Annotated in this window: 11 protein-coding genes and 1 pseudogene; 4 read left to right on the forward strand and 8 right to left on the reverse strand. The window is 40.2% G+C overall.

Translation table 11 applies throughout. From position 1 onward, the window contains the following. The first annotated feature begins 1 nt into the window (after nt 1). The 3 genes from AYS37_RS06245 (at nt 2) to AYS37_RS06255 (ending at nt 2,850) form a co-directional block, all read left to right on the forward strand. On the forward strand, nt 2–553 hold the full coding sequence (locus AYS37_RS06245) for a DUF507 family protein (RefSeq protein WP_001237417.1): 552 nt from the start codon (nt 2–4) through the stop codon (nt 551–553). Next, nucleotides 553–1,680: a glutamine-hydrolyzing carbamoyl-phosphate synthase small subunit gene (gene carA, locus AYS37_RS06250; RefSeq protein WP_000624824.1), complete on the forward strand. Its 1,128-nt coding sequence runs from the start codon at nt 553–555 to the stop codon at nt 1,678–1,680. The genes AYS37_RS06245 and carA overlap by 1 nt, the downstream gene beginning before the upstream one ends. A gap of 165 nt (nt 1,681–1,845) precedes the next feature. Next, a complete protein-coding gene (locus tag AYS37_RS06255; protein WP_000534781.1) occupies nt 1,846–2,850 on the forward strand; it encodes a formamidase in 1,005 nt (334 codons plus the stop codon). 79 nt (nt 2,851–2,929) lie between these two features. Here the strand turns inward: AYS37_RS06255 and AYS37_RS08995 are convergent. The 4 genes and pseudogenes from AYS37_RS08995 to alaS all read right to left on the reverse strand — a co-directional run bounded on the left by AYS37_RS08995 (nt 2,930) and on the right by alaS (nt 7,034). Further along, nucleotides 2,930–3,181: pseudogene (locus AYS37_RS08995) on the reverse strand (hypothetical protein). Nucleotides 3,182–3,327: 146 nt separating this feature from the next. Next, complete coding sequence (locus AYS37_RS06265; RefSeq protein ID WP_000233336.1) at nt 3,328–3,804, reverse strand: hypothetical protein; 477 nt, start codon at nt 3,802–3,804, stop codon at nt 3,328–3,330. Nucleotides 3,805–3,916: 112 nt separating this feature from the next. Further along, a complete protein-coding gene (gene maf, locus AYS37_RS06270; RefSeq protein WP_000420270.1) occupies nt 3,917–4,489 on the reverse strand; it encodes a septum formation inhibitor Maf in 573 nt (190 codons plus the stop codon). A 1-nt stretch (nt 4,490) separates the two neighbouring features. Continuing rightward, nucleotides 4,491–7,034 carry an alanine--tRNA ligase gene (alaS, locus tag AYS37_RS06275; RefSeq protein ID WP_000354717.1) on the reverse strand — a complete coding sequence of 848 codons (2,544 nt, stop codon included), beginning with the start codon at nt 7,032–7,034 and terminating at the stop codon, nt 4,491–4,493. 119 nt (nt 7,035–7,153) lie between these two features. On the opposite strand from alaS, the gene AYS37_RS06280 reads away from it, so the two are divergent. Continuing rightward, nucleotides 7,154–7,384 (forward strand): HP1242/YdcH family protein, encoded by a 231-nt coding sequence (locus AYS37_RS06280; RefSeq protein ID WP_000468320.1) that lies wholly within the window; start codon nt 7,154–7,156, stop codon nt 7,382–7,384. Between the two features lie 661 nt (nt 7,385–8,045). Here AYS37_RS06280 and babB read toward each other — a convergent pair. The 4 genes from babB to rpsF form a co-directional block, all read right to left on the reverse strand. Further along, nucleotides 8,046–10,175, reverse strand: coding sequence for a Hop family adhesin BabB (babB, locus tag AYS37_RS06285; protein ID WP_000716301.1), 2,130 nt, complete (start codon nt 10,173–10,175; stop codon nt 8,046–8,048). A gap of 450 nt (nt 10,176–10,625) precedes the next feature. Next, on the reverse strand, nt 10,626–10,883 hold the full coding sequence (rpsR, locus tag AYS37_RS06290; protein WP_000440196.1) for a 30S ribosomal protein S18: 258 nt from the start codon (nt 10,881–10,883) through the stop codon (nt 10,626–10,628). 22 nt (nt 10,884–10,905) lie between these two features. Next, the gene (locus AYS37_RS06295; RefSeq protein WP_000482457.1) at nt 10,906–11,451 is read right to left on the reverse strand and encodes a single-stranded DNA-binding protein; all 546 of its coding nucleotides are present in this window, start codon (nt 11,449–11,451) and stop codon (nt 10,906–10,908) included. A 9-nt stretch (nt 11,452–11,460) separates the two neighbouring features. Next, a complete protein-coding gene (gene rpsF, locus AYS37_RS06300; RefSeq protein ID WP_001216689.1) occupies nt 11,461–11,883 on the reverse strand; it encodes a 30S ribosomal protein S6 in 423 nt (140 codons plus the stop codon). Between the last annotated feature and the right edge of the window lie 125 nt (nt 11,884–12,008).

A 12,008-nucleotide genomic window follows, 5' to 3' on the forward strand; every position in this document is an offset into this window, starting at 1 on the left:
CATGAGACTCAAACTAACCCATATAAACCATATAAGCCATAAGATTGCCAACGACTTTATCCATTCAAAGCTATTAGAATTAAAAGCCCCTAGAGAATTATTGTGCGAATTGATAGAAGGGATTTTGGAAAAAAGCGTTAAAAAAGAAAACGCCATAGATGAGCAAGCCAGAGAGCTTTTAGAAGAAAACACCGATGAAATAGAATTCATGCGGATGGATGAAAGGCAGCTTTTTTGGATGATTAAAAGACAGATCGCTCAAAAAGAGGGCTTCCATTTGTTTTGGGAAGAAAGGTGCAACGATTTATCGCACCAGATTTTGAATAAAATCTTAGATGAGGATTTGATCATGTTTAGCGTATCAGAGAATTTGATAAGGAATTTGATTTACAAATCCATTGACACCTATTCTAAAGCGTATGAAAGCATTGAAAATGAAGTGCATGAAAAAATCAAGCATTACAAACGCAAACTGCCCATAGGGAGCGATGAATACGAGCTGGTGTTTGAAAGGCTCTATGAAGAAGAATTAAGGCGTAAAGGCTTTTTATAATGATTTCTCTCTATTTAGAAAACGGGCTTTTTTTGCAAGCGCAAAGTTTTGGGGCTGGTGGCACGCAAGTGGGCGAGCTTGTTTTTAACACTTCTATGAGCGGCTATCAAGAAGTCATTAGCGACCCTAGCTATAAGGGGCAATTTGTGGTTTTTAGCATGCCTGAAATTGGGGTTGTGGGCGCTAATTCTAAAGATGATGAATCCTTTTTTTCATGTGCAGGGATTTTAGCGCGCCATTACAACGAATTTTTTTCTAATTCAAGGGCGGATTCTAGCTTGAGCGCTTATTTGAAAAAGCGCGGCGTTTTAGGGATTAGTGGGGTTGATACCAGGAGTTTGATCAAAACCTTACGCCATTATGGGTGCTTGATGATGGTCGCTTCCACGATAGAGCATGACAGAAACAAGCTTGAAGAGGTTTTAAAAAACGCCCCTAAAATTTCTCACTCCCCCCTAGTGTCTAGCGTTTCCACGCCAAAAATCATCACGCACCAACGCGCCACTTTTGATTTCAAAACCCTAGATTACAAGCCTTTTGATGAAAAAACTTCGCATAAAATTATCGCCGTGCTAGACTTTGGGGCTAAAGGCAATATTTTAAACGAGCTTCAAAATGTGGGGTTAAAAGCCCTTATTTACCCGCACCACACTAAAGCTAGCGAGCTGATTAAAGCCTATGAAAAAAAAGAAATTAGCGGGATTTTCCTTTCTAACGGGCCTGGCGATCCTTTGAGTTTGCAGCAAGAAATTGGCGAAATCAAACAACTCATTAACGCTAAAATCCCCATGTTTGGCATTTGCTTAGGGCATCAATTGCTCTCTATCGCTCAAGGCTACCCTACTTACAAGCTCAAATTTGGCCATCATGGGAGCAACCACCCCGTTAAAAACCTAAAAACAAACGCCGTTGAAATCACCGCGCAAAACCACAACTATTGCGTCCCTGAAGAAATTGAAGAAATCGCCATTATCACGCACCGCAATCTTTTTGACAACACCATTGAGGGCGTGCGTTATAAAAACGCTCCCATTATTTCTGTCCAGCACCACCCAGAAAGCAGCCCCGGCCCCAAAGAGAGCCACTATATTTTTAAAGAATTTGTGGAATTGCTAGAGGGCTTTTAGAGGTTTTTAAAACAACACCCATAGAGATTGAAAAGCGCTTTAAAAATAGATTTAAATCTTTTTATCAAAAAATCTCGCATTTACTCTAAATTAGTTCTCTTGCAATAGCATTCTCTCGCAATAATTATTATTGTTATTGCGACAAAACTTTTAGAAGGAGTTATTATGGGAAGTATCGGTAGTATGGGCAAACCTATTGAAGGGTTTTTAGTGGCAGCCATTCAGTTTCCTGTGCCAATTGTCAATAGCCGTAAGGATATTGATCACAATATTGAAAGCATTATTAGAACCTTGCATGCGACTAAAGCGGGGTATCCGGGAGTGGAACTTATCATTTTCCCTGAGTATAGCACGCAAGGTTTGAATACCGCTAAGTGGCTCAGCGAAGAGTTTTTATTAGATGTCCCGGGTAAAGAAACAGAACTATACGCTAAAGCGTGTAAAGAGGCGAAAGTTTATGGTGTTTTTTCAATCATGGAACGCAATCCTGATTCCAACAAAAACCCCTACAACACCGCCATCATCATTGATCCGCAAGGTAAAATCGTTTTAAAATACCGCAAGCTATTCCCATGGAATCCCATTGAGCCATGGTATCCTGGGGATTTAGGAATGCCTGTGTGCGAGGGTCCGGGCGGATCAAAATTAGCCGTGTGCATTTGCCATGACGGCATGATTCCAGAGCTCGCTAGAGAAGCGGCCTATAAAGGGTGCAATGTGTATATCCGCATTTCAGGCTATAGCACTCAAGTCAATGATCAATGGATTTTGACCAACCGCTCCAATGCGTGGCACAATTTGATGTATACCGTGAGCGTGAATTTAGCCGGCTATGACAATGTCTTTTACTACTTTGGCGAAGGGCAAATCTGTAACTTTGATGGCACGACTCTTGTTCAAGGACACCGCAACCCTTGGGAGATTGTAACTGGGGAAATCTATCCTAAAATGGCTGATAACGCTCGCTTAAGCTGGGGCTTAGAAAACAACATTTACAACCTAGGCCATAGAGGGTATGTGGCTAAACCGGGCGGAGAACATGACGCAGGCTTAACCTACATCAAAGACTTAGCCGCTGGTAAATACAAATTGCCTTGGGAAGATCACATGAAAATCAAAGATGGCTCTGTTTATGGCTACCCTACCACTGGTGGGCGTTTTGGGAAATAATCCCTAACCTTATATTTTTGCTAGAACCTGTTTTTAAAGGTTCTAGTTTCTCCCCTATTTTAATTTTTTCAATCAATTTTTACGAATAGTCTTCTATTGTAGAACATGTAAAAAACCCATAATAAGCGTAAGCGACCAAAAAAGCGCATAGCCTATGCAAAACCATGTTATTTTTGATAAAGACCACCACCACATTGTAGATGATAGAGCGCTAAAATCCATAATAATGGCCACAATAGATCATTCCCGCTAAACATGCCAATTTATGAGCATGGCAGTAAGCGCTAATCCCAAAACCACCACCAAGATTGATAAAAGAATACGAGACCAAGACCCCATGACAACTCCTTAAACATCAAATGCTAGAGTATATCGTTTTTTTTTGTTTGTCAAGGAGGTTTATCAGTTAGTGAATGGTGTTTTAATATTTATCTTTTAGGGATAAGCCTAAAAACATTGCTTTTTATCATGAACCAATTATCGGTCATCTAATATACCATTAATAGGTATACTTGGAAATGTTGGAGCGGAGCAAAAAAACACATAAAGAAGAAAATAACCCGTTACTTTCCAAAAAGACCACCCATTAAAACTCCAAATAAGACACAAGCCTATCATTGCTGCAGCAACAATGGAACATAACGAAATGAATCTTAAGAAAGAGATTAAAATTTTTTGCCTCTCTGTGAGCTTGTCTTTTCTAAACGCCTCTTGCAAACCTTTCTCAGCCAACGGCTTGACGCCATCAACGATTGGTTTGGTATCTGGGAAAAAAATACTGATAGCCACTCCTCCAATACCCATAACAGCAGTAATGAAAGGATTGTTTTGGTTGGGATCAGAATTTTCTATCTCTTCCATCTCTCTTTTTAAGTTCTTCCCAAACACGAGATATATGCCCCACGCAACCAACCATAAAAGCACCACAACAACAGAAAAAATAAAATGCACCATGCGAGAAACCCTTTAAACATCAAATGCTGGAGTGTATCGTTTTTTTTGTTTGTCAAGGGGGGGTTGGCTAGAAAATAGTATTGTTGAGTGTTTTAAAATAAAATAATAGCGTTTATAACGATGCAATTTTAGCCCCTAATTTTAGCGCCCCTAACAAGCCTTCCACATTCAGCCCCAACCCCACGCTTAAATTCTTGCTTGAGCTTTTAATATAGGGCCTATGAAAGTCTTCTAACCGCACGCAGCCTGCACTTTCTTGCCACAATCCGCTCTCTAAATATTTTTCTATCTCGCTAGGATCAAACGCCTTTAAACGCGCTCTAAAAACCGATAAATCCAACCATTCCAACACAGGAGAAATCAATGCCGAGCAGGTTAAAACCTCTATTTCATTGCCATTTTGGCGTTTTAAAAATTCAAGGGCTTCTTGCTTGTTTTTAGCTTTTCGTTGCATGCGATTACCCACGCTCACCACGCTATCAGCCACCACAATAACGCAATTATTCGCAAGTAACTCTTTAGCTTTTTCTAATTTCCCCTTGCACGCCAAATAGACAAACTCCCTAGGGTCTGTGGTTTTTAGGCTTTCTTCATCAAAATAGAGTGCTTTTTGTTCAAACTTAATCCCATGCTCTTTTAAAAGATTCGCCCTAGCGCTGGATTGAGAGCCTAAAATAAGCTCCATGCTATCCCTCTAAAGCTTTAAGAGCGGTATTTTTCGCTAAATTGAGCGCGGCTTGCAAATTTTCAATATCCTTGCCCCCAGCGCTCGCAAAATCATCTCTTCCGCCCCCTTTGCCCCCTAAAATTTGCGCCACTTCATTAGCCCATGCGTTCGCTTTTATGGGCGCGTTTTTCACCCCGCATGCGAGAGTTATGCGCTCATTTTCTTTTTTAAACACCATAGCGAGCAATCTTTCATGCTTACTTTTCAATCGGTCAATCATTTCTTTAATGTCGCCTTGCTCCACGACGCCCACCACCAAATTCACGCCATGGATTTTTTCAACCGGTAAATCCATAGAAACGGGGGCTTTTTGGCTGTTTTTCACGCTCTCTTTAAGCTTGTTGATGCCGGCGATCACATCGTTATTTTTTAATAAAATCTTAGCGTTTTTAAGCTCTTTACTTTCTTCTTTGGCCAGTTGGTAAAAGGCTTTCCCACACACCGCTTCAATGCGTCTGACCCCACTACTCACCCCGCTTTCTTTTACAATCCTAAACCCCCCAATCAGCCCGGTATTTTCCACATGAATGCCCCCACACAATTCAATGGACGCTTCTTTAAAGCTCACCACCCGCACATTTTCAGCGTATTTTTCGCTAAATAACGCTAACGCTCCTTTATCTTTGGCTTGGTTTAAAGGCATATGCTCCACCTGGCTATTTAGGTGCTTGAAAATTTGAGCGTTGACTAAATCTTCTACTTTTTCTAGCTCTTCATCATTGAGCGCTTTAGGGTGCGAGAAATCAAAGCGCAATCGTTTGGATTCCACTAAACTCCCTGCTTGACTCACATGCGAGCCTAAAACCTCTCTTAAAGCGCTCTGCAATAAATGCGTCGCGCTATGGTGTTTGGCGATTTCTAAGCGCTCATCGCTCACTTGCGCGATCACTTGTTCGCCTTTTTTTAGCGCTTTTTTGATTTCAAGAAGCGAAAAATTAAGCCCAAAAAAGTTTTTTGTATCTAGCACCAAAGCCGCTTCTTCATTGTCTTTTAAAAGCACACCCCTATCGCCTATAGCCCCCCCACCTTCTGCATAAAAAGGGGTTTTTTCTAACAACACCCAAACTTCTTGGTTAGGATTTGCTTCTGTTATTTCTTTAAAATCGCTATCAAAAAACCCTAAAGCTTTAGCAGAACATTCTGTCGTTTCATACCCCACAAATTCATTGGGTGTATAAGCGTTTAAAATAGCGCTAAAATCGGCGTTGTTTTGTTTGCCTTTCCATGAGGCTTTAGAGCGTTTCACTTGCTCTTGCATGCAATTTTCAAAGCCTTGCATATCCACACACGCCCCATGACTTCTTAGCATGTCGTTTGTTAAATCCAAAGGAAAACCAAAAGTGTCATAAAGCTTGAAAGCGATCTTGCCATCAAAAATTTTATTTTCATTCAAATGCTTTAAAGACAAGTTAAACAATTCCATGCCCGATTCCAAAGTCTCTAAAAAGCGCTCTTCTTCTTCAAAACATTCTTTCATCACCATTTCTTTAGACTCTTTCAAATACGCATGCGCGTTAGAAAATTGCTCGCACACCACGCCCACGACTTTATATAAAAACGCTTCTTTTAAGCCCATTAAATACCCATGCCTTAAGGCGCGCCTTAAAATGCGCCTTAAAACATAGCCACGGCCTTCTTTATTGAAATGCACCCCTTGAGCGAGCAAAAACGCTACCGCCCTGGCGTGATCGGCCACTACCCTAAAGCTTGGTTTAAATTCGCTCGCATAATCCAAACTTGTAAGCTCGCTGATTTCTTCCATCAAGGGCTTAAATAATGAAGAATCAAAATTATTGAGCTTATGTTCTAATAGCGCTTGCACCCTTTCTAATCCCATGCCTGTATCAATGCTAGGCTTTGGCAAGGGGGATAAAACGCCATTACTAGAGCGTTCGTATTGCATGAACACCAGATTCCAAATTTCTAAAAACCTATCGCCCTCGCCCCCAAAATAATCCTCGCTCCCCTTAAAGTGTTTTTCGCCCTGATCAATGTAGATTTCACTGCAAGGCCCGCAAGGCCCGCTATCGCCCATTTGCCAGAAATTATCTTTATCGCCCATTTTTTTAATCCTGTCAAAAGGCACAAACTTTTCCCATAGCTTAACGGCTTCATCGTCTTTTTCATGCACGCTGATGTATAAATCTTTAGGCTTAAACCCTAAATTTTTGGTTACAAATTCCCACGCAAACAAGATCGCTTCTTCTTTGAAATAATCCCCAAAAGAGAAATTCCCTAGCATTTCAAAAAGCGTGTGGTGTCTTGCGGTATAACCGACATTTTCTAAATCGTTATGCTTGCCGCCTGCACGCATGCACAATTGCGAACTTGTCGCTCTAGGGATACTAGGGCGTGGCACTATACCGGTAAAAATATCTTTAAATTGCACCATGCCGGCATTGGTAAAAAGCAAGGTAGCGTCATTAGGCACTAAAGGCATGCTGGGATAAATCTCATGCCCTTTATTTTTAAAAAATTGTAAAAATTCGTTGCGAATGTCCATGGGTATTCCTTTTTGTCGTTTTATCGCACGCTTTAAAGCCATTTTATAGCTCTTTTAAGTTGTTTTTTTAAAAAGATAGTTTATTATACTTTAAACATCCAAAATTAAAGGAGAAAACCATGTTCCATGAATTTAGAGACGAAATCAGCGTGTTAAAAGCGAATAATCCGCATTTTGATAAGATTTTTGAGAAACACAACCAGCTTGATGACGACATCAAAACCGCCGAGCAACAAAACGCTAGCGACGCTGAAATCAGCCACATGAAAAAACAAAAATTAAAATTAAAAGATGAAATCCATGGCATGATCATAGAATATAGAGAAAAGCAAAAATCCGATCATGTTTAAGATTTAGTCATCTTTGTAAAAACACGCTAAAATGCTTTTAAAAGAGCGTTCTAGCTTCACTGCTTGGTTAGATTTAACGCTTTGATTTTGATTAAAGCGTTAGGTTGTTTTTAACTTTATTTCCACCATAAGCTTTATTAATTTTAATGTTCTTTACATTTTTAAAAAATGGGGTTTTAAAACTTTGTTTTATCGTTCTAGCTCTCATTTTGTTGTAAAAATCATTTTCTCAAGTTTTGTTTTATTAAAGTTTTATTTTATTTTCTTAAAAAGATAGGAAGTATTTGAAATCATTCTCCCCCTTTTAACCCTACTAAATCCCCCTAAAGAACGCTTTTTTAAAAACCTTAACTTAGCGTCAAGTTTTCTACTAAATAATCACTAAAAACGCTAAAAAGGATTTTTCATCAAAATCCCCAAAAAAACTCAAAGATTAAAAAGCGAAAGCAGTGGGGATCAGCAAAAAGAAAAAGATCAAACCCCCCAAAAAAGAAAGTTTAAAAAAGAAATCCCTTAAAAAAAGAGAATTTAAAAAAGAAACCCATTAAAAAGAGAATTCAAAAACAAAGGCTTCAAAAAAATTAAACCCCTCCAAAACAAAGGGTTTAAAAAAGAAACCCCTTAAAAAAGGGAGTTTCACAAAGGGGTTTAATGCGAGCTTTTAGTAAGCGAACACGTAATTCAAATACACGCTATAGAGTCTGCGGTATTTGAGTTCGGCCCCCATGAAGGAATAGTAGTTCGTGTTAATGGTGGGGATTTTAAGCCCTAACTCAATCCCATGCTGAGCCACATGATCGCTGCCTTTTTTCTTAGATCTGGCTAAATTCATCCTCACTCCCATGTTGAATAAGAATTGGAAATTCGCCACATTCAGTTTAGCGTTATAGACATTATTCACGGTGGCTAAATTCACATACTCAGAATTAAGCCATGAAGTGCCGGCTAACGCAATGCCTCCAAAAAGCCCCACAGAAAGCTTGTTGTTTTTGCCTAAGAAATTGGTGGCTTTATCGTTGATGAAGTTATAGAGGGCGTCCGCTCCAAAGCCATAAGTCCACACATCAGAAGCTGAGTTGAAAAAGCTGGATTTAATAAACGCATGGTTGTAATCAAAAAAGCCGTAGTATCTTGCGCCCCACTTTCTTTTTTGGCCAAAAAATTGTTTGTAGCCCACTTGAATACCGATCCCATTCATCGCGCCGTTGTTGGTTTGAGAGCTGACGATGCCCACTTTCCTAAAGGGGTTACGCCCTAACTCTTGGTTGATGGTTTGGATTTGGTTGTAAGAATTTTGATTCAAGTAGTAGTTGGTTTCTATGCCTTGCGGGCTATAGGGGTTATTCTTTTTGCTCACCGCATTTTGCAAGCTTTGCGCGTTAGGGATGCTAGAGAGCGCAGTAGTGATGCTGTTATAGGTGTTGCCCAATTCGCTGTATCTGGATTTGAAATTCACCAAAGTGTCAGCGATGTTTTCGGCTTGCTGTATCTGCTGTTCTTGAGTGCCAAAATGAGCGATGCTGTTGGTTAAATTCGTTATGGTTTCTTGCACATACGCGCAACCGGCCCCCCAAGTGTTAGAAGTTACCTGACCTGGATTGGTGCCCCTACGCTCACCCCCTTGCACTGCATAACACACCCCTAAAGAGTCTGATACAAAATTTTTAGGGATTTTTTCAAAGTTTTTCACCACTTGTTCGGCTTGGTTTAAAATCTCTGCTTGGGCTTGAGCGTTTTTGAGCATGCTTTGAGCGAAGCTAGCGTCTGTGTAAGGGTTGAATGGTTTTCCAGTGTCCAGGTTGTTTTGATTTTGCGCATTTTCACTAACGATTTTACTTTGCGCGACAGCTTCTTGCGCGTTAGCGATCATGCCTTGGATAGCGCTGATTTCATTCTTAAACATCCCGCACATTGTCCCATTGCCGCTTATCCCTTGCCAATAACCGCTACCACCATTCTGAAAGTTTGGGCATGCCTCATTTAGGGTAGTGATAATGATGCTCGCTTGTTTTAAAAGCTCTTGAGCGTTATTTTCTGTGTTGATATTTTCTGTTGTTGGTGTTGATGTTCCTTCATTCCACGAGGTTGAAATAGCTTTCCCATGACTCCATTGGTATATTAAAGGTTCATTTGGTCTGGCACCCGTTCTTTTGTCTCCATTGATAGTGAAATCAAGTTTTGTAGTGGTGTTGCTTAAAACGGGAACCCCATCTCCATTAGATCCATTGGCTGTCAAAGCCTTTTGAATGATTTGATAGGCTTGATTGATTTTCGCATAATTTGCAGTGGATATAGGCCCACCATGTCCTGGCTCATAATACGAATTGCAAGTGATGGTCGTCGTATTTTGTCCTGGCACATTATGAAAAGTTTGGATACCTCCATTCGCGCTCTCGTTACTGCCAGGACCACAAGCAGTAAAAGCGTAGCTTGTAACTTGCCACAACCCCACCGCTGCATTCAACGCTAAAAGCACGGCTTGATAAGCCGGGGAATTGGTTTTGACATCAAGCAAATTCCTAGAGCTTGAGCCTAGATTATCCCTTGCGTCGTTAATCGCGCTCGGGTCAGCGGATAATTTGATAAGGTTGTTTAAGGTGCTGTATCTGGTTAAAAGATTGTTCAAACTTTCATACTTATCCGAAAGCTTTTGTATTTCTCCTGTGTTTGTTACCATTTGAGCGGCTTCACCGATTTGATAGCCCGCACTCATGTAAAAGCCGTCGTCTTCAGCGCTCAAAGTGGAAACCAAAAGCGAGCCTAAAGTTAATGAAAGGATGTGTTTTTTCATGTTTCTCCTTTTAAATTGAATTGTTAGGTAAGTCCTAAGTCCTATAAAAACATGAGATCTTATCGCAAGATTTCGTTAATATAACATGAATTGATAAGATTTTTGCGCTAATGGGGCGTTTTGTTGTTTCAAAAAAAAAGTTTTTTGGTGTTTTGGAACCATTCTCAATTATTAAAAAGGTTTTAAAATTTGTTTTAATAGGGATAGCGGTAAAAATAAGAGTTTAGTTACTCGGTGGGATCGTTTTAGATTTGGCTGCAAGACTCTTAAGGGGGTATTTTAAAATAACATTCCCACTAATAACGCTTAAGAAATCACCGCTAAAATCAAGCTTTTTCATTTTGTTTTAAAAAATGCTTTTTGTCGTTTTTACCGCTAGCGCTCCATAAAAGCCAAGCCAAGATTAAATAAGATTAAAGGGCATGCCCCCTATTAGCCCTAATCAAAAATTTAGTGCTGTTTAAAAGGGCTATCCACGACCTTTTTCCTGTCCACAATGTAGGGGATTAAAGCCATGTGGCGGGCTCTTTTGATCGCCACTTCCACCCTCTCTTGCCACTTTTTGCTATTGCCTGTCAACCTCCTTGGCATGATTTTATAGCGCTCTGATAGCGTGTGCTTGAGCATGTCTAAATCTTTATAGTCAATAAAGCTGATTTTAGCTTCAGTGTATTTGCAATAGCGTTTTGAATAGCGTTTTCTTTCCATAATGTCTCCTTAATTTTAACCCTTAAAAGGGGATTTCTTCTTCATCAATATTGATTTCAGGCACGCTGTTTTGATACTTGGACGGCTGTGCCTGTAAATTCTCTTTAGCGTAAGCGTTTTGCGCATAGCTTTGGGCTTGGCTGAAAGGATCTTGGCTAGGAGCGTTATGATTAGCGGGATAAGCGTTGTTGAAATTCTCATGCATTACACTATCTTGCATGGCGTTTGCTTGGGGATTGTCTGACTTTTTATCCATAAATTGCAACGAGTCCGCTGTGATAGTGTGGCGGGAATTTTTTTTGCCCGTTTGATCCATCCAGCTCTCATAAGTCAAACGCCCTTCTATCAAAACGCTTGAGCCCTTGCTTAAATACTGGTTAGCGATTTCAGCCGTTCGCCCGAACAAACGAGCGTCTATGAAGCACACCTCTTCGCCTAGCGTGCCGTCTTGTTTTTTAAAACGCCTGCTTGTGGCTAAACCTATTGTAGCCGCAGCCGAACCGCTAGGCAAATATTTCAACTCCACATTCCTGGTCAAACGCCCTACCATAATCACTTTATTAAACATGATAAGCCCTTATTCGCTATGAGATTCTACGCTTTCTGCTTCCTCTGTGTGGTGGGAATGCGCGGTTTTTTCGTGTTTTTCTTTGGCGTGTGATGGCTTTTTATTAGCCCTATCCACTAACGCATGCCACGCTTCTACTTCTTTCTTGCTTTCGTATTTGATCACAATGAAACGCAACACATCTTCATTGATGCGATACAATCGTTCAAGCTCTAAGATCATTGACGGCTCTGCTTTGAAATACGCCACATAATAATAGCCTCTTTTGTGCTTTTTGATTTCATAAGCTAAATTACGCATGCCCATATCCAGGCTCGTTTCAATCACGCCGTGATGCTTAGTGATCACTTCTTTATAAAACTCAATTTTGGATTTAATCTCTTCTTCTACTAAAGTAGGTTTGAGAATAAACATCGTTTCATAATGCCTCATCCATTCTCCTTGTGGTTGTATAGCCCTTTTTTTTACTAAAAAAGAGCAAGGTCTAAAAAACTTTCAATTATACCTTGCTTTCGCTTGTTTTTGGATTAAATGTTTCTCATCAAATATTGAAACTC

Source organism: Helicobacter pylori NQ4053, from assembly GCF_000274605.1.
Lineage (GTDB): Bacteria > Campylobacterota > Campylobacteria > Campylobacterales > Helicobacteraceae > Helicobacter > Helicobacter pylori_CV.